The 24,490-nt window shown below is 58.7% G+C and carries 22 protein-coding genes; 15 read left to right on the top strand and 7 right to left on the bottom strand.

Going from position 1 to position 24,490, the window contains the following annotated elements:
• The first annotated feature begins 222 nt into the window (after positions 1-222).
• The 3 genes from I6I94_RS05845 to I6I94_RS05835 all read left to right on the top strand — a co-directional run bounded on the left by I6I94_RS05845 (position 223) and on the right by I6I94_RS05835 (position 1,898).
• Positions 223-654 (top strand): CrcB family protein, encoded by a 432-nt coding sequence (locus I6I94_RS05845; protein WP_128087296.1) that lies wholly within the window; start codon positions 223-225, stop codon positions 652-654.
• An 8-nt stretch (positions 655-662) separates the two neighbouring features.
• Positions 663-1,049 (top strand): fluoride efflux transporter FluC, encoded by a 387-nt coding sequence (locus tag I6I94_RS05840; RefSeq protein ID WP_128087297.1) that lies wholly within the window; start codon positions 663-665, stop codon positions 1,047-1,049.
• A gap of 210 nt (positions 1,050-1,259) precedes the next feature.
• Entirely contained in the window at positions 1,260-1,898 is a 639-nt protein-coding gene (locus I6I94_RS05835) for a VanZ family protein (RefSeq protein ID WP_236588818.1), read from the top strand.
• A gap of 122 nt (positions 1,899-2,020) precedes the next feature.
• On the opposite strand, the gene I6I94_RS05830 is transcribed toward I6I94_RS05835, so the two are convergent.
• Positions 2,021-2,989 carry an MIP/aquaporin family protein gene (locus I6I94_RS05830; protein WP_128087298.1) on the bottom strand — a complete coding sequence of 323 codons (969 nt, stop codon included), beginning with the start codon at positions 2,987-2,989 and terminating at the stop codon, positions 2,021-2,023.
• Between the two features lie 295 nt (positions 2,990-3,284).
• Between I6I94_RS05830 and I6I94_RS05825 the strand changes: the two genes are divergently transcribed.
• Positions 3,285-3,539, top strand: a complete 255-nt coding sequence (locus I6I94_RS05825; protein ID WP_006888380.1) for a hexameric tyrosine-coordinated heme protein — start codon at positions 3,285-3,287, stop codon at positions 3,537-3,539.
• A gap of 183 nt (positions 3,540-3,722) precedes the next feature.
• Positions 3,723-4,955 carry an MFS transporter gene (locus I6I94_RS05820; protein WP_236588817.1) on the top strand — a complete coding sequence of 411 codons (1,233 nt, stop codon included), beginning with the start codon at positions 3,723-3,725 and terminating at the stop codon, positions 4,953-4,955.
• Between the two features lie 75 nt (positions 4,956-5,030).
• Here I6I94_RS05820 and argE read toward each other — a convergent pair whose 3' ends face one another.
• The 3 genes from argE to I6I94_RS05805 form a co-directional block, all read right to left on the bottom strand.
• The gene (argE, locus tag I6I94_RS05815; RefSeq protein ID WP_128087299.1) at positions 5,031-6,284 is read right to left on the bottom strand and encodes an acetylornithine deacetylase; all 1,254 of its coding nucleotides are present in this window, start codon (positions 6,282-6,284) and stop codon (positions 5,031-5,033) included.
• A gap of 207 nt (positions 6,285-6,491) precedes the next feature.
• On the bottom strand, positions 6,492-7,022 hold the full coding sequence (locus I6I94_RS05810; protein ID WP_006888600.1) for a flavin reductase family protein: 531 nt from the start codon (positions 7,020-7,022) through the stop codon (positions 6,492-6,494).
• A gap of 296 nt (positions 7,023-7,318) precedes the next feature.
• The gene (locus I6I94_RS05805; RefSeq protein WP_128087300.1) at positions 7,319-9,016 is read right to left on the bottom strand and encodes an alpha-keto acid decarboxylase family protein; all 1,698 of its coding nucleotides are present in this window, start codon (positions 9,014-9,016) and stop codon (positions 7,319-7,321) included.
• Positions 9,017-9,362: 346 nt separating this feature from the next.
• On the opposite strand from I6I94_RS05805, the gene I6I94_RS05800 reads away from it, so the two are divergent.
• The 5 genes from I6I94_RS05800 (at position 9,363) to I6I94_RS05780 (ending at position 15,039) form a co-directional block, all read left to right on the top strand.
• The gene (locus I6I94_RS05800) at positions 9,363-11,435 is read left to right on the top strand and encodes a DUF6541 family protein (protein ID WP_128087301.1); all 2,073 of its coding nucleotides are present in this window, start codon (positions 9,363-9,365) and stop codon (positions 11,433-11,435) included.
• A 151-nt stretch (positions 11,436-11,586) separates the two neighbouring features.
• Positions 11,587-12,324, top strand: a complete 738-nt coding sequence (locus I6I94_RS05795; RefSeq protein ID WP_037236119.1) for a glycosyltransferase family 2 protein — start codon at positions 11,587-11,589, stop codon at positions 12,322-12,324.
• A 4-nt stretch (positions 12,325-12,328) separates the two neighbouring features.
• Positions 12,329-12,727: a DUF2304 domain-containing protein gene (locus I6I94_RS05790; protein WP_201620487.1), complete on the top strand. Its 399-nt coding sequence runs from the start codon at positions 12,329-12,331 to the stop codon at positions 12,725-12,727.
• A gap of 33 nt (positions 12,728-12,760) precedes the next feature.
• Entirely contained in the window at positions 12,761-13,636 is an 876-nt protein-coding gene (locus tag I6I94_RS05785) for a glycosyltransferase family 2 protein (protein ID WP_128087303.1), read from the top strand.
• A 14-nt stretch (positions 13,637-13,650) separates the two neighbouring features.
• Positions 13,651-15,039, top strand: a complete 1,389-nt coding sequence (locus I6I94_RS05780) for a hypothetical protein (protein WP_201620486.1) — start codon at positions 13,651-13,653, stop codon at positions 15,037-15,039.
• 127 nt (positions 15,040-15,166) lie between these two features.
• On the opposite strand, the gene I6I94_RS05775 is transcribed toward I6I94_RS05780, so the two are convergent.
• A complete protein-coding gene (locus tag I6I94_RS05775) occupies positions 15,167-16,426 on the bottom strand; it encodes an acyltransferase family protein (RefSeq protein ID WP_128087304.1) in 1,260 nt (419 codons plus the stop codon).
• Between the two features lie 549 nt (positions 16,427-16,975).
• Here I6I94_RS05775 and I6I94_RS05770 point away from each other — a divergent pair.
• Positions 16,976-17,365: a hypothetical protein gene (locus I6I94_RS05770; RefSeq protein WP_128087305.1), complete on the top strand. Its 390-nt coding sequence runs from the start codon at positions 16,976-16,978 to the stop codon at positions 17,363-17,365.
• 77 nt (positions 17,366-17,442) lie between these two features.
• On the opposite strand, the gene I6I94_RS05765 is transcribed toward I6I94_RS05770, so the two are convergent.
• The gene (locus I6I94_RS05765; protein ID WP_236588966.1) at positions 17,443-18,552 is read right to left on the bottom strand and encodes an acyltransferase; all 1,110 of its coding nucleotides are present in this window, start codon (positions 18,550-18,552) and stop codon (positions 17,443-17,445) included.
• Positions 18,553-18,719: 167 nt separating this feature from the next.
• Entirely contained in the window at positions 18,720-19,706 is a 987-nt protein-coding gene (locus I6I94_RS05760; protein ID WP_201620485.1) for a glycosyltransferase family 2 protein, read from the bottom strand.
• A gap of 672 nt (positions 19,707-20,378) precedes the next feature.
• Here I6I94_RS05760 and I6I94_RS05755 point away from each other — a divergent pair.
• From I6I94_RS05755 to I6I94_RS05740, 4 genes are all read left to right on the top strand, one after another.
• Positions 20,379-20,855, top strand: a complete 477-nt coding sequence (locus I6I94_RS05755) for a helix-turn-helix domain-containing protein (RefSeq protein ID WP_201620484.1) — start codon at positions 20,379-20,381, stop codon at positions 20,853-20,855.
• A complete protein-coding gene (locus I6I94_RS05750) occupies positions 20,848-21,249 on the top strand; it encodes an ImmA/IrrE family metallo-endopeptidase (RefSeq protein ID WP_006888560.1) in 402 nt (133 codons plus the stop codon). Before I6I94_RS05755 ends, I6I94_RS05750 begins: the two co-directional genes overlap by 8 nt.
• Positions 21,250-21,459: 210 nt before the next feature.
• Positions 21,460-22,596, top strand: a complete 1,137-nt coding sequence (locus I6I94_RS05745; RefSeq protein ID WP_006888463.1) for an acetate/propionate family kinase — start codon at positions 21,460-21,462, stop codon at positions 22,594-22,596.
• A 588-nt stretch (positions 22,597-23,184) separates the two neighbouring features.
• The gene (locus tag I6I94_RS05740; protein WP_128087308.1) at positions 23,185-24,456 is read left to right on the top strand and encodes a glycine-rich protein; all 1,272 of its coding nucleotides are present in this window, start codon (positions 23,185-23,187) and stop codon (positions 24,454-24,456) included.
• Positions 24,457-24,490: the final 34 nt, after the last annotated feature.

The raw sequence follows: 24,490 nt of genomic DNA, 5'->3' as shown, positions 1-24,490 counted from the left end.
CCGAGATCGGCGAGTACAAACGCCGCGGCTAGCTGCCGATCAACGGAAGGCAGGGAACCCGCGCGGGTAGTACGGTGAGAGCAGGCTACCCGCGCGGATTTTGCCTTAGACAGGTGAGGGGGCGTTGGTGCGGTTAGTGGTGTTCGGAGTATTCTACGATAGTAGTTCTGTACCGATTAGGATTTTGTGCGCACCATGGCGCGTAATGCGAGAGGGGGCTGAGTGTCTGCGAGGCGTTCCTCAGCACTGAGCAGAATCCCCGCGCCGCTGCTGGTGTTTATAGGCGGCGGGGTCGGCTCACTCTGCAGACTATACACTCCAAGTTATATTTATGTTGCGAATGTGCTGGGTGCGTTTGCGCTTGGGGTACTTACCGCATGGTGGTCCCGGCGCGCCGCCCGGTACGGAGATGAGGCGGTACGCCCACAGCGGCTACTGTTCGGTACCGGCCTGCTGGGCGGATACACCACGTATGCTGCCCTCATTGCGGCACTCAATATTTTCGATGAACATAACGGTACTGGTGATGCGCTCATAGCGCGCCTGGTGTGGGCAGCCATGCTCGTGTGTGTTGCAGGTTTGGCCGCCAGCGGTGCCGGGCTGTGGGTGGGGAGCAAGATTCCCAGTGCACCCGGCGGGCGTCAGCGGATATAGGGGTATAGATGGAGTGGATGAGCGCGGCAGCCGTTTGTGTGGGCGGCGGCCTGGGAGCGGTGCTGCGTTACTATCTGGAGCGGTTCTTGGCACCGCGCCGCACCTCCGATGCGCTCATCAGCGCGGTGTTTGTGATTAACGTTCTGGGTTCTCTCGCGCTGGGTATTGTGGGTGCGGCGGTGAACGTTTTGGGTGGGCAGGATGCCGTTGCCTATGCGGGGCTCTCCCTGGGACTGTTGGGTGGTTTCACCACGTTTTCAACCGCTATGGTTGAGGCGGTGCAGGCACTTCTTGCGGGCAGGTACGCGCGTTTTGTGATGCTGTGGCTGGTGCAGCCAATGCTTTCACTGATTGCCCTCATCGCGGGGTATACGGCTGCGGCGGCTGTGCTCTAGGCGGTGTTTTCGGCGAGGTGATACGCATACAGCCATTAAGATTTCTGGGTGTGCGGGCACACCTTATGCACGTGCGATTGTCATTCACTGGGAATTCTCAGGTTATCTCGGGTGGGCAGCGTAAATTTGCCGGGTATCCTTATGAGAACAGCATAACGCAAAATATTTTATTCGGGGAATATTTCCAAAAAGGTATATTAGGGGTTGGGTGTGAGAAACCTCGTATTTAACGAGCAGATGGCCGCTATTTTCGCTGCGGAAATTGGTATTGCCCTGCTCGTTCTTTTTACGGTCGGGGTGATCGCCATGCATCTTCGGGTGCGCCACCTTAACCGCCCCGTCACTATCCGCCACTACCTTGTCACGGGCGCATTCTCGGCGTTTATTGCGTGTATTCTTGCGTTCACACTTACCCCCATCCGGGTGGATGGGCAGCTATGCAACCCCAACCTGTACTATCCGCGCCTGTATGCGGGCTGGAGCTGGGGCCAAGCCCTGGAGCAGACAAAAGGGATGGGGCTGAGCCGCTTCACCACCGGGGTGTTCGCTCAACTATTTTTCAATATTGCGATGTTCATTCCGTTGGGGGTGCTCACCGCCGGGTGCCTGCGGTGGGGACTGCGCGCATCCACCCTGGCGGGGTTTGGTCTTTCACTGTTCATTGAGCTGAGCCAGCTCAGTGGTAACTGGGGGCTGGCACCCTGCCCGTACCGTACCTTCGATGTGGATGATTTGATTAATAACACCGCTGGGGCGCTCATGGGGGCGCTGGTGGTGATGCTGTGGCGCCTGCTTCGTTCTCGCCTCCGCGCCCGCCGTGCCGCCCGCGTCGCCACAGCGAACTGGTAGCAGCACTGCGCCCTCTGCGGTTCAGTGGATGGCGGGTAGCTGTACGACGTAATGCCCGAAAACGCAGGAGCCGCCCGTTGATTGTTTATCAACTGGGCGGCTTCGTGCCGTGCGGGCAGAAGCTACTGCTGGTAGGTTCGCTTCTCGATAATCGGGATGGAACCGGTGGCGGTATAGGTTGCCGCAGCTTTTGCCGCCGTCGCAAAAGTATCCTCGCCTTGGGGAATCACTTCAGCACTGGGTGCACGGTACAGGTGGCTATTTGCCCAATACGCGAACCCTAAAAGCACGGCGGCGCATGCCGAGGAGATAACAACCCAGAGGGTGAACTCACTCTCGTAATAGAGTTTGAAGAATGCACCGCCCATAAAACCGCCCACAAGCGGGGCAAAGATAGGAACCCACGAGTAGAACCAGCGTGAGGTTCCCTTGCCATGAATAGGCAGCAGAGCGTGCATAATGCGCGGACCCAGATCGCGCGCCGGGTTCAGGGCGTACCCGGTCTGCCCGCCTAGCCCGACCACGAGCACAGCCACCATAAAACCGAAGGCGAGGGGCTTGAGCACATCGTTGAGGTTCAGGGAGAGTTCCACGCTGCCGGTGGTAATCGTGGGCTTGAAATTCACGCCGGTGTACAGCGCCGAGAAGACGAGCATGAAGGTGCCAATAATTTCAGAGAGCGCGTTCGTGAAGTAGTTGTGAATGGCGGGAACCGTGGAGAACACGCCAAGCTTAATCTTCTGGTCGGCGGTGGCCTTCCAATGCGGCAGGTAATTCAGGTACACCAGCCCCGCGCCCGCCATAGCCCCAAGAAGCTGGGCGATCACATACCCGGGGACCTTGGCCCACTCAAATTCGCCAAAAGCCGCCAACCCTACCGAGACCGCGGGGTTCAGATGCCCGCCGGAATACGGATGCGAGGCGTAGACACCGAAAGCTACGGCAAAACCCCAGCCGAAGGCGATAGTGAAGAAGTTATCGCCGTGCCCTTTGGAGCGTCGCAGCTCGACGGTGGCGATGGAGCCGCACCCGATAGCGCACATAATGAGCGTGCCTAAGAATTCGGCGAGGTAGGGGCTGATGGTGTGCACGGAACCCTCCGCTTGTGTTTATGTTGGAATATTTGGTTTTGTCTGTGATTTATATAAGACGTGATACGGCGTAAAATAGCAATACTTTGGGATAAGGTAACCCAAAGACATAAGCGGTATTCATGGGTTTATGTGGGAAAATGGGGTGTGTATCACACGCGGTTTTTACGTGCTGATACGGCGCTGGCTATAAGGGGTGGCTTAACCCGAGTATCAGGGGAAACTTGCTTGAGAGCATCGGGGGCGGTTCATTACGGTGGCGTTGAAGGAGTATACGCAGATTGGAGTGGACACTATGAGCCAGCGACTTCCAGCAGAAGAACTAACGGGAATTCCCGGTGGCACCCTCATCACCAAAACCCCCGAAGAAGGGCGGCAGCTGGCGATGCTTATCGCACGGCACACCATCCACCAGATTCAGCCTAACCCGGATGCCCTCAAAGCGGGACGCCCGGAATACGCGGTAGACCCGGACTCACTGACCGCAGCCGCCCAGGTGGTAGCCATCGAGTTCCAGACTATTGCGGCAGCCAATAACTACTGGCGCTAACTCTCACCTGGATTGACCCGATAAAAAGTGCCTTTATGCGAATAAAGCGGATTTTTTAACGCTTTATTCACATAAAGGCACTTTTTACGCGGGATGCTAGAGAATAGAAAATAAGGATGCATGGCACATGGGACCCTCTTCCATATTCGCGTCCTGACTAGCTATAAAAATCAGGAGAAACAGGTGAGCGCCACATGCCCCGCACGTCGGATCGTCTGGTCGAGCAGATCCCTAGTCCCCATGGCGCTCGCCATGATTGCTGCCGGATTTGATTTCTATGTGCCGGTCAGCGCGTTCTTCCTGGAAAGCCGTGGGTTATCGCTCACCGATATTTTCATGCTGGAAAGTGTTTTGGTCGCTAGTATTTTGGTGGCTGAAATTCCTGCCGGGGTTATTGGCGACCGTTTCGACCGCCGGAGACTCGTAGGTGCCGGTTTTGTGTTCAACGCGATTGCTGAGATTCTTTTTGCCACTGGCACAAATTTCTCCATTTATGCTCTTTCATTTGTGATGAGTGGGCTGAGTATTGCCATGCTTACGGGGGTGCAAGACGCCTATATTTATGATTCCCTTGGCGATGATGCTGATGCGAAAGCGGTTGGCGCGTGGGGGCATCTTAGCGCCCTGATGCTCACCGCGGGGGTAACAGGTTCCGTGGTGGGTTCTGCGTTGGGGTCCGTCGATATTTCACTGCCCGCTCTGTTATCGGCGGCAATGGCCGTAGTTGCGGCAGTTTGTGTGGCGTTTTTGCCGCAGCAGAACCCGAAAACTCACGATAAACACCCTGAAACTTCGTGGGTTTCGCTAAAAATAGGCGTGAAACTACTTTTTACCTCACCGCTTCTGCTGTACGTTGCGGTAGGTTCGAGCGCATCCTTTGCACTTTTCAACGCGGTGTACACGCTGAACCAGCCGCTTTTTGCCGCACAAGATGTGCCTATTGCAACATGGGGTGTGATCGCTGGTGTCGGTCAGCTCCTTGCGGCAGGGTATAACTATGCGGCGGGGCGTATCGAGAAGCGGGTAGGGCGCAAAACCGCGCTTCTGCTGGCCATGGGGTATGGTGCTGCGGGCTTCTGCCTGATGGCGGTGCCGCATGTCCTTGCCGTAGTATCGGGGTTCTTACTCGTGGTGGTGGGTATTCACGCGCGCGGGCCGATCACCTCTGCTGTAACCAATAAACTGATTCCTGCACATCGCCGCGCCACAGTGCTGAATGTGGCAAGCTCTGTCGGGAGCCTCGTGGGTATTGTGGTGAACCCGCTCGTAGGTCTGGGTGCGGAAACGAGCACGCGCCTCACCGTGCTGGCGATCGGCGGGGTGTTGCTGGCACTAACCCTCACCTGGATTCCAATTGCTAACCGTTACTTGGGGGCAGATGAGGATGCTGACATGACGGAAGCCCACGTTTTGTAGGCTATTGCGCATGCGGTGACTTAATAACCCGCGAAATGCACAATAGCTCGCCGAATAGACAAGCGGGGGAGGGGCCTACTGTGAGGCCCAGCCCAGGATTGCCTCAAAGAAGCGCTCGCAGTCCCGTAACTGTTCAAGCTCAACCCACTCGTTCGGTGAGTGGGCTTGGGCAATATCGCCGGGGCCGCACACGATGCTCTCAACCCCGGCGCGCTGGAACAGCCCCGCCTCCGTGCCGTAGGTGACCTTCTGCGGTGCCTCGGTTAAGCCTAATAGTGTATTTGCCAGGCGCACCAGCTCAGCATCGTCCGGGGTCCCCAGACCGGGGACGGCCGCCAGCAGCTCATGCTGCACCTGCACCTGTGCCGTCAACGACCCCGGTTCGGCGCCCGCGAGCTCCTCGGCGCGGGCCGCGCGGGCGTGCATCCTCGGCAGGATTGCCCCAAAAAGCTCGTCCTCAAGACGCTGCACCACGGACTCCGTGGTCATTGACGGTAAGATGCGGAAATCATACTCCAGCACGGCGCGTTCGGCCACGATATTGTACTGCACGCCGCCGCGCGCGAAATTCACCCCACCGGTTGCGTGCGGCACCACGAACGCCTGATCGAACGGGCCTTCCTGCTCCCAGCTATCAGCCAGGCGTGCGAAGAACGTAATGAACTCCCCGGCGGCATTGACGGCACTCACCCCGTGCGTGGCCAATGAGGCGTGTTTGGCGACCCCGGTGATGCTGACCCTGCCGCGGTGCGCACCCTTGTGGGCTGAGATGACGCGCATTGAGGTGGGTTCACCCACCACGCAGAACTGCGGGTGAACGCCGCGGTGTGTGAACTCCTCAATGAGGGCGGGCGCCCCAACACACCCGACTTCCTCGTCGTAGGTGAACGCAAAGTGCAGGGGCACACGCAGTCTATCCTGCCGGATGCGTGGCAACAGCCACAGTGCCGCCCCCAGGTAGCCTTTCATATCGCACACACCCCGCCCGTATGCGCGGGTTCCCTCAACACGCACCGTGAACGGGTCAGAGTCCCAGATTTGCCCCTCCACGGGTACCACGTCGGTGTGCCCCGAAATAATAATGCCCCCGTTCACCGTGCCGTCGGCTGCCGGGATGGTGATGAAAAGGTTGGCCCGTGTGCCGTCTTCACTGTAGCTGCGGTGCCCAGTGTGCCCGTGGCGGGCAAATTCGGCCTCAATGTAGTCAATAATGTCTAGGTTGGAGGTTTGGGCGATACTGGGGAACGCAATCAGGCGGCGTGTGTACTCCAAAGATTCAGGCAGCAGCGGGGCGGAGGCGCTCTCTGCGGGTGCGGCGGCGGCGGTCACGGGGGTTCTCCTTCAGGTGTTGACCTGTGTGGTTTTATGTTGTTCTACCTATTTAACCCTAGTGCGCCTCGTAATCCCAGTGCTTTTGCCCGCAGGTGCCGGGCGTCTCTTAATGGTCGGCAAAACGTGGCTTTTCAGCGCACATCAGCGCCCTATGCGCCGCTTCTGGGCCGAAAAGCCACGTTTGACGCCTCGCAGCGGCGTATTTTAGATAGCGTAATTGACGGTGGAGTGCTCCCCCAGCGCATGGAATTCCCGTGAATGGTACACGAGCGGGGTGCCGGTGAGGTCGTGGCGTACGAACTCTTCCACCTGGGCGGTGAAGACTAGGGCCGGGCCAGCTTCCACCCGGCTGAGCGGGGTTGCGCGCAGTACCCGGCGGATATCGTGCACCAGCGGCTCACCGGTTGCAATGAACTCCCAGGCGGAGGTGTCCGCAAAACGAGGGTAGCCGTGCGTGGCGAAATTACGTGCTATCTGCACGTTTTCGGCATCCAGCAGGTGGATGAGGAACGAGTCGGCGGCGGCGATTTTCCCGGCCGACCCGCTGTCTGCCTTGAGAGAGAACGCCACAATGGGCGGCTCTGCCGCAATGGAGGTGACGGAGGAGGCGGTGAAACCTGCCGGTTCGCCGTTCTCATCGGTTGCGGTAATGACGGCGACACCTGCGGGGTGATGCCCGAACGCCTGCTTAAAGAGCTCGGTGGTGTCTACAGTTCGGTAAGCGACCTCGGTCATAGTAGGTTCTTTCTCTGCGGCTGCACTCGGTTTAATCTACCTTTAGGGTAAATCTCGGGTGGGCGTAGCGCCTGTTTTATGTCCCAATATTTCTAAGACTTACTTTTTGTGAAGCGCCGGGCGCAATGTTACGTAACATTGCGCCCCCCTGAGGCGGGCGCATCCGGTGAATACTGCGCGGCGCGCTGAAGGCAAGAGTCGCCGGGATGCGGGCCCGCACGGGGCGCCAGAAAAGACGAGTGGGTTCGGGGCTCGCTGACGGTGCGGGCAGACCCACGCCCCACGGTTAGGGTGCGCTACTCTTTGCGGTTAATGGCGGCCGCCATGGCCCCGAAATCACGCAGCAGCTGCGGCATGTCATCCCGGTCGGTGACTACCTCAATAAATACCGCCTTATCCCGTGTTTCGCGGGCGGTTGCGCAGGCGGTGGCCAGCTCATCCACGGTCGCCGCCCGCAGCACCAGCACCGTCTGGTCGGTGCCCCCGAACGCGGCCGGGATTTTCTGCCAATCATAGGTGGCGATGTCGTTATAGGTGGCGTTAGGGCCGTGGATGGAACGCTCAATCGTGTACCCGTCGTTATTAATAAGAAAGATCACCGGGGTGAGCCGGTGCCTGAAAATGGATCCAAGCTCCTGCACGGTCAGCTGCGCCGAACCGTCACCAATGAACAGCACCCCGCGTGCCTGCTCATCCGCCAGGGCCGTCCCGAGCAGGGCTGGCAGCGAGTACCCGATCGAACCCCACAGCGGCATACCAATAAACCTGGTCTGGGCGGGGAATGACTGCTGCGCCATACCGAAGAACGACGTGCCCATCTCAACCACCACATTATTGCGGGAATCCAGGTGCGAGGGGATGATGCTCCACAGCGCCTGCTGGGTGAGCGGCCTGTCGCCGCAGGCTGGCACCCCGGTAGGTTCAGGCTCACCGTAGTCGGGCAGGGTGGTGCCGTGCGCTGGTACGGTGTGCTCGGCTGGGCGCACCCCGGCATCCAGCGCGGCTTCTTTAAGGATGCGCAGGGCATCCGTGAAGGCTAAGGGAGCGAAAATTTTACGCCCAATCTGGGTTTGTTCGGCATCAACGGTGATGGTGCGGGCCGCGTCAATCTGGTGGGTGTACAACCCCGAGGTGGTGTCGGTGAACTGCACACCCGCCAGGATGAGCGCCTGGGCCTCTTCAACGGTGGCGCGGGTGGTGCTTGCGGAAAGCCCGCCAATGTAGACACCGGCGAACTGCGGGGAGGTCTCATCCAGGATGGACTTGCCCCAGATCATGGTGGCGAAGGGCAGCCCGGTGCTTTCCACAAGGTCACGCAGGTTTTCGGTGGCGCCAAGGCGTTCGGTCATAATGTCCGCCAGCACGGCGGCCTTTTTGTCGCGCAAAAACTCGGTGGCAGCGACCCGGAACTCATGCTCAACGCTGGGGGAGGAGACGCGCAGGTTTACGTTCAGTGGCGCGGCGGGCTTTGCGGCGGCGGCAACAGCCACATCCACGGGCAGCATAATGTACCCCGGCTTGTGGTGCAGCACGGCATCACGCAGCACCCGGTCAATGTCGCTGGCGGCGGTGGCGGGCTGCAGCACCGCCGTTGCGGCTGAAACTTCGGCGGCCATGCGCACAAAATGCTGGAAGTCGCCGTCGCCGAGGGTGTGGTGCATGCGCAGGTGCGCATTTTGGGCGGCGAGCGAGGGCGCACCCACAATGTGGATGACAGGCACGTTTTCGGCATATGAGCCAGCGGTGGCGTTAATAGCGGATAGTTCCCCCACCCCGTAGGTGGTCAGCAGCGCGCCAACCCCTCTGATGCGGGCGTACCCGTCGGCGGCGTACCCGGCGTTGAGCTCGTTGGCGTTACCCACCCAGCTAATATCCGGGTGGGCGAGTACGTCGTCGAGGAACTGTAAGTTAAAATCGCCGGGCACACCAAAAAGGTGGTTCACGCCCAGTTCAGCGAGGCGGTCAAGCAGGTAGTTTCCAACGTTATAGGTCATGAGGGCCTCGCTTTCAAGATGCAGTGCTGTGCGCGGTGACCGCGCACCTTGCGCACCTATTGGTGGGGGGAACGGGGGTGCTGTATCAGCTGTCGTGCCAATATTGCAGTTTTATGTGTCATAAAACATAGTTGTCTTTCATCATAGCTTGCCGTCCCAGCTTCACGCACCAGATACCCTTCATACCGCGCCATACCGGCGATTTCAGCCCCTGCAGCACAGCAGAATATGCGCCCCTATATTGTGACTTCATATATTCCCACTACTATTGAGAGGGAGAACCGTCTGATTCCCACCAGAACGCAGACACCCGCAGAGTAAGGCTTAACGGCTAGGAGAACACCGAATGGAAACGACCTGGGCATCGCTCACTATTCCGCTGATAGTGGGTGCTCTGATACTTCTCATCCCGGGTCTTATCGTTGCCGTAGCCTTACGGCAACGCGGCGTGGAGGCGCTGGGTCTAGCCGCGCCTATCTCCGTCGGAATTTTTGGTGTGAGCGCAATTGTGGCCTCTAAAGCGGGGATACGTTTCTCCCTGCTAGTTCCCCTGGGGTTCGCGGTTATTGTGGCGGCCATCCTGTACGCGCTGTGCTGGTTTTTGGAGCGCCGCGGCTGGCTGGATGCGCCCGCATCCGCTCACCCGGTAGATAGCGGCCGGACGGCGGACGGCGGGGCCTCAGAGAAACCGTTGAACCGTGTGATTCGCGGCTGGTTCTCGCGGGAGATGCTCATCTGTTACGCCGGTGTTCTTATCGGTTTTGTGCTGCTGTACTGGAGTATTGCCCGCGCCATTGGGCGCCCCGAATATATTTCACAGACCTACGACGCGAACTTTCACCTGAACGCCATCCGCTACATAGCGGATACGGGCGATGCCTCCTCGCTGACTATTGCCAGCATGACCTCCGGCGGTGAACCCCCGGCATTCTACCCCGCGGCGTGGCACGGCGTCGCAACAGTTATCTACCAGGCGACGGGTGTGAGCGTGCCAGCTACCGCGAACCTGGTGAGTGTGCTGGTGGGGGCCGTGATCTGGCCGCTGTCGCTCATGTACCTGGTGCGTTCCACGGTGCGGGTGAGTGCCCCAGCTCTTCTGAGCGTGGGTATTATTGCCGCCTCATACACAGCGTTCCCGATGCTTCTCATTAACTTCGGGGTGCTGTACCCCAATAGCCTGGGTATCGCGGCGCTGCCGGTGGGTCTGGGGCTTTTCGCCCAGCTGCTGCGCACGGTGCAGATCCGGCGTATTGAGACCGTGCCCGCCCTGTGTGCAGGGTTTTTCGTGGCGCTAGGTATCGCCTTGGCGAACCCCAACGTTGTTATGGGGATGCTCGCCTTCGCGCTGCCGATCGTGCTGGTGCGCATTGTGTTGCAGGTGCGCGCCGTATGGCGCAGGGAGCTAAAACCGCTAATATTCGCGGTTCAGCTGGTGCTGCTGGCCCTATTCCCCGTGATTCTGAACTTTTTGTGGGGTGTGGTGCGCCCGCCTAAGGCTGCCGGGGGCTGGGAGCCGGCCACACGTGATAGCACCGCTATCGGTGAGGCACTGTTCAACGGTCAGATTTATAACGGGCTGCTGTGGACTGTTTCGGTGCTCGCGCTTATTGGCGCCTACTACCTCATAAGCCGCCGCAGCGTGGGTATTTGGCTGGTGCTCAGCTGGGTGTACGCCATGTACTTTTACGTTGCCAGCCGCTGGATGACTTGGGATGAGGGTCGCGACTGGGTGCTGGGCATCTGGTACCACGACCCGTTCCGTTTGGCCGCGAATGTTCCCGCGCTGGCAGCCCCCGTAGCGGTGATGGGTGTGCACGCCGCCTACCTGTGGTTACGTGCAGCCGTGCGCCTTGTGGGTGAGCGCATCACCCCGGTGGGGGAGCGCCACGCCATTATTTCGCCTCTGCTGGCGATTGTGCTGTTGGTGCCTTTGGGGTTCAATACGCAGACGGACCCCAATATGCAGCGGTATATTGAGGTCACACAACAAATGTACCTGCCGAAGGATCATGCGCTCCTAATATCGATTGATGAGCGTGATGTGATCAACCACCTGCACGAGTATGTTCCAGCCGGTGACACTGTGGTTGTGCAGCCGTGGACCGGCGGTTCGCTCGCGTACGCTTTGACCGGTTATAAGGTCACTGCCACGCACCCCCAGTACACTGCCACCTCAAATGCTCAAGAAATATATCAGCACCTTAATGAGGCTACCCCCGATTCAGCGGTCTGCTCGGCAATCCGTAGCGAAAAGGCGTACTATTACCTGGATTTTAAGGGCGCTGAAATTAATGAGCATATTAGGGGAGACCACCGCGCACAGTACCCCGGCCTGCAGGACCTTAAAGATAAGAATGTAGCGGAACCGGTGTATTCAAAGGGGGACGCAACCCTGTACCGTATTACGGCATGCAACTAAGAAAACCGGCCTGTATAAAGATACGCAATCTTATGATGAGCTAACTCTCAGGTCTATCTTGTATTTTTAGATTGGCTAAAAAGTGACTGATAGAATGTAAAAAATCACACGCTCAGTCTCAAGTTTTTGACGCCCGGAAGGAATGCCCTGCATGGCCCAAGAGAGTTCGCCGCACGAGCCGCGTACGCTCATCATTATGCCCGCGTGGAATGAGGAAGAAGTGATCGGTGGCACTATCACCGAGCTGTTCCGCATGATGCCCGAGGTAGACCTTGTGGTGGTCAACGACGGCTCTACCGACCACACCTCAGAGATTGCCCGCGCCGCCGGGGCGTTCGTCATTGACCTGCCCTACAATATGGGCATTGGCGGGGCGCTGCGCACCGGGTATAAGTATGCGCGCCGCATGGATTATGACCGCGCCATTCAGGTGGATGCAGACGGCCAGCATGACCCGAAGGGTATCCGTACTGTCTTGGCTGGTCTGGAAGACGCCAATATTTCGATTGGGTCGCGGTTCGCTCAGGCAACCAACTATAAGGTGTCGGGGCCGCGTAAATGGGCGATGGTTGTTCTGGCGCGCATGTTCACCATGATTTCGGGGGAGAAGTTCACGGATGCCACCTCCGGGTTCCGTGCCGCCGACCGCCGCGCCATTAACCAGTACTGTGAGCACCTGCCCGCCGAATACCTGGGGGACTGTATTGATGCCTGTGTGATGGCTGTCCGTGCGGGGCTGACCGTGAAACAGGTTCCCGTTGAGATGCGTGAACGGCAGGGCGGCACCCCCTCGTCAAGCCCCATTAAATCCGCAATTTACCTGGTGCGTTCGTTCTTCTCGTTCGGCATGTCGATGACCCGTAAGAAGACTTCGGTGGAGGGTAACTAGACGTATGGCTGCAAATATTTTTTTCCTCATCATCGTCATTTTCATGGTGTGCCTGGTGCTCATGCAGGTGCGCAACCAGAACATGAAAGAGAAGTACGCGGCGCTGTGGCTTAGCGTCGGCGGCGTCATGATTGTGCTGGCGCTGTTCCCCAAGTTGCTGGACTGGTTCTCGTCCCTGGTGGGTATTGAAACCCCCGTGAACCTGCTGTTTTTGATTGCCATTGTGATGCTCATGGGCATTAGCCTGCACCTGACCCTTGCCATCTCAAAACTCACTGATGATGCGCGCACTATCGCCGAAGAAGTGGCGATTATGCGCGCCCTGCAACGCCAGCCGGAGGGTGCCGCAGGGCGCGGGAACACCCCGGCCTCCGAAACGAACACCCCCAAATCCTCCAACTAACTTTCCCCCTCACACTCACACCTGGGAGCCACTATGACCGTAGATATTCTTTTCCCCTACTATGGCGATGTTGAACTCATGAAGCAGGCCGTCCGCTCGGTGATTGGGCAGAGCAACCCCGACTGGCGCCTGATCGTGGTTGATGACGGCTACCCGGACGAATCAATCCCCGGCTGGTTCGCCTCACTCAATGATGAGCGCATCACCTATATGCGCAACGAGAAGAACTTGGGCGCGAACGGCAACTACCGCAAATGCCTCACCTTCGTGGAGAACGAGCTGGTCACGGTCATGGGCGCTGACGACGTGATGCTGCCTAACTATGTGCAGTGGCTGGTTGATGCGGCGGCGGCCCACCCGCAGGCGAGCGTCTTCCAGCCGGGCGTGGTGGTGATTGACGAGCATAATGCGGCCTCAAACACCCTGGTGGAGAAAACGAAGGCGTTCTACCGGCCGAACCATTCCACACTGCTGCAGGGTGAGGACCTTGCGCTGTCGCTGCTGCGCGGCAACTGGTTCTACTTCCCCTCCCTGGGCTGGCGTGCTGATGCGATCACCCAGACCGGGTTCCGGCAGGGGCTGAACGTGGTGCAGGATATGGCGCTAGTGCTCGATATTGCGATGAACGGCGGCGCCCTGTTCTACGATAAGACCCTGGCGTTCATGTACCGCCGCCACGGTGGTTCTGACTCTTCGTGGCGTGCCCTTGAAGGGACCCGTTTCGACGAGGAGCGCACCTATTTCACCACGATCGCCGCCGAACTGGAGGCCCTGAGGTGGAAGAAGGCAGCGAAGGCGGCACGCATCCGGTTCTCATCCCGTGCGCACGCGCTGACTCTGCTGCCGAAGGCTGCGCTGGCGAAAAAGTGGCGGGGCGTGAAAAACCTTGCTGTTCATGTGGTGAAGTAGCTGGGCTGCCGGTGATGACGCATAGCGATAACACCCCGACCAGCGGTGCCGTGAGCACCGAGAAGGAGGCGGAGCCTGACGGCACCGTCACCCGCTACCAGTCTTTTGCGCTGCTGGGGGCTTCTATTCTCGCGGCGGTGGCGACGCTGGGGGCCACCATGATCGCCCAGCGTTCTTTAGGGAGCGAACAGCTGAAGGAGTTTCTGCTGTTCTGGGCGGCGCTGTTTATGGTCACCGGCATTATTACGGGTATTCAGCCGGAGGTGACGCGCGCAGTTGGTGCGGCTCGGCGTGATGGCGTGTACCGGGTGCGTGTGGTGTATGTTGCTGGCGCGTTCGGTGCGCTCGCCGGGGCGCTGGTTGTGTGCACCGCCCCCTTGTGGGCGTCTAAGCAGGTTCCTCTCAGCACCCCGTGGGCGGTGGGCGCTATCGCCGCCGGGGTGTTTTTTTATGCGTTGCAGGCCATGATGAGCGGCGCCAGCGCTGGGCGGGATAGCTGGTACCTGTTCGCCAGCATTGGCGGGCTGGAATCGGTGGGTCGTCTTACGCTGATGCTGGCCGCCGCGTTCACGGTGCCCACGCTTGTTGGTCTTGAGGTGGCCACCGTCGCCCCCATGATGCTGTGGATACTGTTGGCGCTTTTCGTCCCGGGCGGGCGTAAGGCGTGGTCTGCGCGGGCCGACATTGACGTCAAACAGCTCAGCCTGAACCTGATCTGGTCTTTTCTTTCTTCAGCCGCGGCGGCGGTGCTCATGATGGGGTTCCCCAATATTCTCAATGAGAGCGAGCCGAACCAGGACGAGCACACTAAACTGGTCATGGCGGCACTGATTCTGGCTATTTCTATTACCCGCTCACCGATTATGATCCCCCTGCAGGCGTTTCAGGGGGTGGCCGTGTCGGCGTTTTTGAAGCAGCAGCACCGCCCGGCGGCGGCGTTCGTTAAACCTGCGGCGGCGGTTCTGGGCATTGGCGCGGTGGGTGCCGCGGCGGCGTACCTGATTGGCCCCCTGCTGTTTAAACTCATATATCCGCCTAAGGGTGATGCGCAGGCAGCCTACGCCGAGGTAGTGACCGGCACGGTGCTGGGGGTGCTGGTGTTTGCCTCCGCCCTGCTGGCGTTAATGACGCTCTCAGGGAATATGGTGCTGGCCATTAACCGGCACCGCGCCTACGTGGCGGGCTGGGCCGCGGCGGCGGCGGTTGCTGTTGCGGTTGCGTTCTTCGCGCCGCTGCCTCTGGTGCCTCGCGCTATTGCGGCGCTGTGCGTGGGCCCGGTGTGCGGGTTCGCGGTGCACCTGGCGGCGATGATGGTTCACGCCCGCTCGGTGCAGGCCCTCAGTGAAGGCGAGGCGCTGCGTGAGATGCTGGTTGAAAACACCGTGCGGGGCGAAACCCACTAGCGCCTTGGCGCGCGGGGAGCCGGGGCCTCCCGCTAAGAAGAGACGCACCTGTGTGCCGTGAGTTTTTGCTCAACGATAACCTGTCCCTAGCCGATGAGCTGAGGCACCCCCGTGCCGTGAGCTTTTCTTACCGGATAGGGGGCAGTACGGGGTGCGCTGCGGGTTTTACACGGTTCGTATCAGCGGTTGCCGGGGTGCCCTGCGGTTCAGGTTCAGGGGTTTTAGGCGCACAGGGTGCGGCGGCGGACTGCGGTGCGGCGCGTTTGGCCCCCGTAACCACGGGGTGCCGTGCCAGGTTCATGGCGGGTTTCTCCACGAGTTTCCACGAAAGCCAGGCAACCCCGAAAGTCAGCACCACATCCAGCACAATATTGGCGGCAAGACCTAAGGATACGCTGCCTAGCAGAACCAGGATCTGCTGCACCGGCCAGGCGTAAACGTACACACCGTAGGAGATATCGTTGGTGCGCCCCAGTGGAATGTTCATGACGCATCCGAGGGTTATCACACCGTACGCGAGAATCAGCTGGGTCCACTGCATGATGTTGGCGTGCGGCACCAGCCAGGTGAAGTAGAACCCGGCGGCGGTGCACACCACGGCGGCCACCGCAGAAATAATGGGGTAAATTTTGATGCGCCGGCTGAGCATATAGAGCAGAGAACCCGCAAAGAAGAAAGGGTATAGGCGCGCTGAAGCGTTCAAATCGCGCGGGTGCATACCGAACGCCTGGCTCATGAAGTCATACCCCAAGTACTGGTTGCACAGGTAGTAGCTGAGGCTTATGGCATACGCCAGCGGAATAAAAACCTTCAGGTGCTTGCGAACAAACGGCAGGTAAAACAGCGGAAGCAGAAGCAGGTAGCAGAAAAACTCGTATTCTAGGGTCCAGACTGAGCCGTTCCAGGAGGGGCTGTCAAAGGGAACATTGGCGGGGCCGCCGAAGAGCGGGTACTGCAGCGCCATCAGGTCATAGTTTCTGCGGATGTAGCTGATAGCGTCTGCCCAGTTCCAGCCGGTTGCGGCGTGCCCGGTGAGTATTGAAAGCGGCCCGCCGATTGCGACCACGAAAAGCAGCGAAGCCCAAAACCCCGGAAAAATGCGGAGCACACGTTTCACAAGGTACGACCCGGCGCCACTGCGGTAGGCGCTGTGGGCGATTAAGAACCCCGAAATGCAGAAGAAAGCGTTAACCGCGAAATCTCCGAACACATAGAACTCGTGCAGCAGCGGGTGAGCATCAACCTTCGCCCCCATCACAATGTACGGTGTGTGCGAGAGAATAACGAACGAGGCGAGGACTAGTCTTAGGAAGTTGAGCGAATTCGCACGCTCAAAGACCGCTTCATAGAGCGTGGGGTATCGTCTGACGGCATGATGATGCGGCACGTGGTTACTCCTGAGCTGAGATTGGTCTACTGTGACCGTGTGAGTGAGTGCTTCCACCTAGAGTTTATCGCAAGGGGTAGCTATCAGCGGGTAAGGTGAGCCCTTATGACGAAAGATAAAGAAAATAAACGGGCGGTTCTGCCTCATGTGCCAGCTGTGTTAGACAGGGTGTGAAGAGGCGGGGCCGCACACTGCCCCCTAATGGCGGCCCCGCTCCGTCGTGTTGCGTGGCTGACCTGTCGACTCAGGTCTGCATATTTATCAGCAAGTTCCCGGCGCCTCAGGTTGTGCTTAGGCTGTACCGGGGCTATGGTGGGCGGGGTAAAACACCTAGTCAGAGCCTAGTATGCGGGGAGCTGGGGTGCCAGTAATGAGTGTTCCACTGCCTCTTGGAGTTTTTCTAATTTTCAGGTTAAGGTTTAAAAATAATGTATATGTTCACGCCGAAGGGGTAACTGCACAGTATTCCTGGCACGCTTTACCACTGTAATCTTCTCTGGCGTTGTGGGGGTACTGGGGCTGACTTTATCTAGGCGAGGTGGCGTATTAATGACTAATGTGATGAAAAAGGACAACGGTTCTTCCCGTGCGGCTTTAGGCCTAATGGCCGTGGCCATTGTGGCGTTGGCTGCTACCGGCTGGATAGCCGCAGTTGTCACATCGGATGATCCTGGAATCAGTCGGTTAGAGCCATGGTGGCGAGGATTTTCTGCTATTTCTGTGCTGCTGGCCTTGTTGTGGGCTGCGCATATCTTTCTATCGCGCCGTGTTCCGCTCATTGGCTCAATAGGTCTGGCGGTCGCATCCATGATAATCATGGTCTACGGTGTTGCGTTCTTCCGGCCTCTCGGCTGGGGGGAGCTCCTGTGGGTGGTGGTGGCGCTATTCCTGTTGATTGCTCTGGTGAAACTCCTAGAGCCTGACGCGCCCGCCCGCTGATCGTGCAGCCCCTGTAGACGCCATGTTGGGTTCTGGGCTGGCTCAGCATTTACCGTGTTCTAGAAAGGCCGCATCGATCAGGGCAGGATCCAGCGGCGTACCGGCGGGATAAGCCGCAGCGCCCAGACAGTCACCACGGATAGGGCCCACACGAGGAGCGTGTAGGGAATCTCCCACCGCACATCGGTGAGAGGGAATTGAAGGGTGTGCAGTATCTGGATGAGCAGCAGGTGCACCAGGTAGATCCCGAAGGTGAGCGCGGCAAGCTTCTTCAAAATGCCCTGTGTGGTGGGTGAAGCCCGGTTGATACGCGAATATTTACAGAACACTAAGACTGCGCTCGCCCACAGGATGAGCGGTATCGACAGGTACTCACGCGCCAATGGTTTAAGGGCGGGGTGCTCCGCAATCAGGTAGGCGCCGCCAAGAATGTAGCCCGCTAAACCTGCCGCGCCCAGCGCATAAATGACCAGACGCCACCTGCGGGAAAGTTCCGTGTGGGCGAGCGCGTACCCGAGGAGGCAGAACCCAAGATACCCGGTGAGAGGCGCAATAAATTCGGGCATAACCCGGGGGTTTATGAGGTGGGCGGCGTGGGTGAGTACCGGAAGGAGCAGACCCAATACCGCCATGAGCCACAGGAACTTGGTGCGTGAGGCGGGTGCCTGGTTCTGCCAGGCACCGTGTATGGCGTAGGAGAAAATTGGGAGCGCCAGGTATACCCCCACCAGGGCCTCAAGATACCAGAAGGTGGCGGCTTCAGAGCTGGGGGCCAGCAGCGTTCGCAGAATCTGGTGGGCATCAGGGAATGGGGTGGAGTCCGTCCAGATGTGGGCAAATAGGTAGATTTGTGCCCACAGAATCATGGGGATGAGGATCTTGGTGAACCGTTTACGGTAGAACGTGCCCACAGATTCGCGGCGGGTAAATTCGAGCAGGTTAATGCCGGTTGCCATGAAGAACAGCGGGACGGCCGCACCCCCGAAACCAGAAAGAATGTTTTCAACCCACCACGCCGAAGAGGATGGGTTATCCGGGATGATAAAACGCACATGCAGCAGCACCACCCACACGATTGCGACCGTGTTAATGAGGTCTAGGTATACGAGGCGTTGCCTTGGAGCGGTTTTGCTTTCAGATGTGGTTGTTGGGGGGTGCACGGCAGTGACCATTGAGAGGCTCTCCATATTCACGGCGGGGCATATGTCATACCACCCTATCAAAGGGGCGGTTAGCACGTCCCGTGAACGCGCTGAGCCGAACTATATCCCGTTAAAAAACCACTCGGTTGCCTTAGAGAACGCAAATACCGCCACACCTGTGCTGCTCAGCATCCCAGCTGAGGCCGCGTGCTCTATAGCCCGTAGGTTCGTTTAACGTATGCCCCGTACAGCACCCGGTAGAGAGCCGGAGAGATTTTCAGGAGCGCGCCAGCAGCCCCATATATCACGCGGGTTTGTACGGTATCAAAAACCTGCGACCAGGAGAACTCAGACCTGCACTTTTTAATAACAGCTTCCGCATCAGGGCCACCAACGATGAGCGCCTGCTGAGCGTTATTGAGGAAAGTGAGTACATGGGAGGTAGACATGGCTTTTCGGCCGCGCGGGCTGGATGTCAGCCCACCAGCGGCGTCCCGCAGGTACGCAACAAGCCGCACGCTCTCGTCAACGGGGGTGATTCGACCCCAAGTGAGGCCACCGGCATCAACTGTGTAATCGTACAGAAAGTCGCTAATGGTCACTACCTGTTGCGCGTTGGTGAAGGCCGCCGTGACAAAGTAGGCGTCTTCGGCGCGGTGAATATCGTGAGGGAACCGCGTTTTGGCAATAGTGCTGGTGCGAAAAATCTTATCCCACAGGTAGGGGGTCATGCGGTCTTCAAGAAGTTTAAGCGCGGCCTCTTCGCCCCTGAACGCCCCGAGAGGAAAACGCCTTCTGGGGGTGCGCCCTGTGTTTGGGTCAATCAGGGTATGCCCGCACACTGCAATATCGGCATCGTGGGTGCGTGCCGCCTCGTGAAGTTTTTCGAGGAATTCGGGGTGGTAAGCATCATCTGAGTCGATGAACGCTACCCAGGTGCCGTGAGCGTTGTCGAGTCCTTGGTTGCGTACAGCCGAGACGCCCTGGTTATTGGGGTTATCGAAGACTCGGATGCGTTGATCGGGGTGCTGCGCCACGTAGTCATTAATGACTTGGGCGGAGTTATCAGGGGAGCCGTCAATCATGACGAGTAGTTCGAAGTCAGGGTCTGTCTGCGCAAGAACAGATTCAATAGCGCGCACAACGGAATCAGCGGTGTTGTAGACCGGCATAATAATACTGGTGTGGGGGGTGGTCATAAAGCTCTCTGTCATAGTAGATGATTCGCTACTCATGCTACCGCATCCTGTGGTGGCTCTATCTAGAAGACTTTTTTGCATTCAGAAGCGTATATCTCTTCTGAATGCAAAAAAGTCTTCTAGATAGAACGTGGAGGAGGGGGCAGCCCGGGCTGTGTGCATGCACAGGGGAAGTCACCTTTTCCCTCGCTGTTCGGGACAAGAAGGGCTGTTATCTGTACGGGGGGTTTGCGTGGCACGTTGTTGTAGCCACACCCGCAGCACAGTTATTGCCAGGGCGACCCAGGCGTTTACCTGCTCCCCGGTCAGTATTCCGTACGCCTGCAGGACAGTTATCAGTGCAGGAAGAAAAGTGACGAGGTGGCCCACCCATCGCAGACGGTGAGGGGAATGTTGAGATGTGTTGTTTAAACGTGACATATTGCTCTCCTTGGTGATTGACATAGTGCGTTCTCTGGAAGGGGGCGGGGCGAACCGGGTGCTGATGAGCCGCGGGGTGTTGGGCAGGGTGCTGGAGCCAGCATCCAGCATACCCGACTTGAAAGAAAAAGTCATGCATTGCGGTAGAAAAATTCTTGCATAAAGGGGTGAAAGTCTCAAATATTCGGGCGGTATGCCTGAAAACCCAGGGTGTATGACACGCAAAATGAACCACTCTGTTACACTGGTGGCATGGCTATCGGTGACTACATTAAATACAAGACAGGACTCTCCCAGCGGGCGCTCGCCGCCGAACTCGGCATGAACCACAACGCTATTCAGCGGCGCTTCTCTGGCGCGGGAGTTATGGATGTGGAAACCCTCGTTAAAATAGCCGACCGCTACAGCCTCGACCTGCTTGACCTCATGGTAGAAAGCGGGCTCATCACCGCCGACCGCGCCAACTCCCTGCGCGTGGGCGGCTCTATCCGAGACGTCTCCAACGAAGACCTCATGGGCGAAGTCCTGCGCCGCATGAACACCACCCCAGTATCACCCGCCACGCCGCAACCCGCCGCAGTACCCGCCAGTGCGCAGCCCACACCCCCAGCCCCCACCGGCGGCGGTGCACCCACCGCAACAGAGAACGAATACACCGCCGACAACTACGCCCTCGCGGCAAAACGCGGCGAACCCTACGACAGTGAGGAGGGATTCTTCGGTGCCTAACTATGACCCCTACACGCACGCACACGCGCTCGGGGTAGACATTATCTGGGGAACCCCAGGGCAGGGGATACTCGGCCGTTACGATCACGCCAGCCGCACCATTATCCTGCGGGAAGGCATGCTCACCCGGCAAGAACGCTCCGTACTCGCCCACGAACTTGTGCACGCCACCCGCGGCGACGAACACGACGCCTGGGACGCCTTATACAGCGCCCGCCGCGAACGCGCCTGCGACCTGAAAGCCGCCGAAAACCTTATCGACCCGGTTATACTGCGCCGCGCCGCCGCGTTCTACCCAGATAACCTCTCCGCGCTCGCCTATGAGCTGGACGTGACCGACGAACTGCTCGCCATCTACCTGGATGCGCACCCGTTCACCGCAGCCCACGCCTAACACCCACCTGCCCTGGTTGAGGCACCCTTCACCCTGCCCTATCTTCTTCACGGGCAGAGGATAGTAGCCCGAAAGAGGGTATTTTCTTCGCTGCTCGGACCAAATACCCGCTGCCTGCGGAATCTGGCTCGTTGGCCCACACCTCAAGTAGGATATAAAGGACGACGATTGGGGCTAACCCAACTTATTTCAGAAAGAAACTAAAAACCCATGCTTATTCTTGTTGTGAACGCAGGTTCCTCATCTCTCAAATACCAGGTGCGTGACACCTCCGCCCCCGAAGCAGAGCAGATGCTCACCTCCGGTCTCATTGAAAACATCGGTACTGACGTTCCCGACCACGAAGTCGCCCTGCATATGATGGCTGACAAGCTTAAAGACGTTTTGCACGGCCGCGAACTGCAGGCTATCGGCCACCGTGTGGTGCAGGGTGCCGAGAAATTTACCCACCCCGTGCTGCTCAACGAGCAGGTGATCGACGAGATCGATGCGCTGTCCCCGCTCGCGCCGCTGCACAACCCCGCGCACGTGAAGGGTATGCGTGCCGCCTTCCACACCTGGCCCGACCTGCCGCAGGTTGCCGTGTTCGATACCGCGTTCCACTCGACCATGCCTGAGCACGCCTGGCGCTACGCTATTCCGTACGACCTGGCTGATAAGTACAGCATTCGCCGCTACGGCTTCCACGGCACCAGCCACGAATACGTCTCCCACGTTGCCGCAGACATGCTCGGCATTGCCCGCGACGAGTTCAACGGTGTGGTGGCGCACCTGGGCAACGGCGCATCCGTGACCGCTGTGAAGGGCGGAAAGTCCGTGGATACCTCAATGGGCTACACCCCGCTGGCTGGCCTAGTGATGGGCACCCGCTCGGGCGATATTGACCCCTCCGCGCTGACCACGATTCTCACCCGCGACCCCGAGATCGACGCGGAACGCCTGGATACCATCCTTAACAAGGAGTCCGGTCTGCTGGCACTGGCGGGTTCCAACGATATGCGTAAGGTGGTGGAGTCAGCGCAGTCGGGCGATGAGCGCGCACAGTTGGCCCTGGACATGACCGCATACCGCCTGATGAAGTACATCGGCGGCTACAACCTGGTGGTTGGCGGCGCGCAGGCGCTTATTTTCACTGCGGGTATTGGTGAGAACTCCGGCGACTTCCGCAAGCTGGTGCTGGACCGCCTGGCACCGTTGGGCATTCGCTACAACGAGGAAGAGAACATGAAGCGTTCCCCCGAACCGCGCCTGATCTCAACCGAGGATTCGAGCATTGCCGTGTTCGTCATCCCCACCAATGAGGAGAAGGCGATCGCCGAAGCCACCGAAGAACTGGTACGCGCATAACCGTAACCTTGTAGCACACGTATAAGCTGCTGACAAGCGAAAGCTGCCGCAGTGTAGCGTGTGCGGCCCCGGCTTGAAGCCCGGTGTCTCCCCGCAGAAGGGGAGGCACCGGGCTTTAAACGTATAAAGTTTTAGTGAATACCCCCGCACTATATTCCGTGGCAACTATGATTAAATATTCTTGAGAATGCTATTTTTATTTCTAAAAAATGAATACTTTATGGGTAAAATATTCCATTTTTTACGGTATTTTGTGGTGTAAAAGTAATAAATATTCTGCATATTTACACATTCTGTATGTTTCGTTATTCCGACTGGGGTGGTTCCCCTAAAGTCGCGGTATGACGGGGGAAAGCCGCCCAAAGCCCCCGCGTGAAGGCCCTCTAAAAATATTTAGTGATACCGCACATAGAATGCACAAAACGCAAAAAAGCGAAGAATTATACTGCTAGACTAAAGGGGTCAGATGCGGCAGATAATGCACTAGGGCAGTATCCGCAAGAAAGCGGAACCCCCGACCTCGTTACACTTCATGTATTATCAGCGGCCGCAATAAAAAAAGTAGCGCCGATAGATAAGAGAATACGGATGAATAACAATATTTCACGCCGCAAACTTGTGGCAGGGGCAGCGTGGTCAGCTCCGGCAGTGCTAGCCACCACCGCAGTCCCGGCGTATGCATCATCTACCGAGTGCCTGCCCGACCAGAGCAAAGGCGGGCTGAAAAAACACGAAAACTACGCACAAGAACTCGTGTGGGACGTCCCCGCAGACGCCAAAGAACTGCACTTTGAAGTCACCGGAGCCGCAGGCGGCTCATTCAGCGACGACTCCACCGGCATCACCGGTATAGGCGGTGCAGGTACAACCATTAAAGGCATCGTGCGCCTTAACGGCACCGGAAAATTCACCTTTATTGCTGGCGAAGGCGGAGGCTACAACCGCGGCAACAGCGTAAACCCCGGCAAAGGTTACGGCAACGGAGGCGCCCACGGGCCCTCCCTCACCGACAGGGCCGGTGAAAACGCTAAAGAATTCTTTGGCCCCACCGGTGGCGGCGCATCCGCCATCCTCTTCAATAACGAGCCCCTCGTGGTTGCTGGTGCCGGTGGTGGCGCTGGCATCCTCATTAACCAGCGCTCAAACGACAACCAAGACCTGTACTGGCAGATGAACGAGCCGATCTACGGCGGCTCGGGCGGTGAGAAAGCAAACGCAGCAGCCAGTACGGCAGCAACCTTCGTCAACGACACCTCGGCAGCCATCCCCGCCAACGGCGGTCAGGGCGGTGAGCCCACCGGAGACGGCGGCCAAGGCGGCCCCAACCCGACGCTGCGACTCCCCAGCGGCGGGGCTATCCACGCCGAATCATCCCAAGGGGTGAGCATCGTCAATAACACCATTGCGGGCCAGAAAGGCGGCAAAGCCGGCGACGACCGCAAAGCTGACGGCGCGCAAAGCTCCGCACAGTACTCCAGCGTGACCCTCGGCGCTGAAACCCTCGCCACCATTGTGCACTCCGGCACCGGTGGAGGCGGCTACGGCGGCGGCGGGTCAGGGTCAGTGGCCGCACTGGCCGCATACCAGGGCGAAGGCGGAACCGCACCCGGCGTATCGGCCCCCGAAGAAACTAAAGACTCGGCGAAAAGCACGCCCACAGAGGACCACGCCAAAGGTGAAACCAGCAAAGGTATCACCCGGCCCACCGGAGCGTTCAGCGCGGGCGCATTCGGCGCAGGCGGCGGCGCGGGCGGCAGCTACGTGGATAAAACAGTCGAAAAAGGCGTGATCGCGCCCGGAGAAAACCGGGGCGTGGCCGGCCAGCGCATCCACGGCGCCATTAAGTTCTGGTACTGCTAAACAAGCAGGACCAGAAGTTATGGGGGTGTAATGG

Origin of the sequence: Rothia aeria (assembly GCF_016726365.1) — a bacterium.
Classification (GTDB): domain Bacteria; phylum Actinomycetota; class Actinomycetes; order Actinomycetales; family Micrococcaceae; genus Rothia; species Rothia aeria.
The sequence above is the reverse complement of the archived record's forward strand: the minus strand, read 5'-3'. Positions and strand labels throughout refer to the sequence as shown.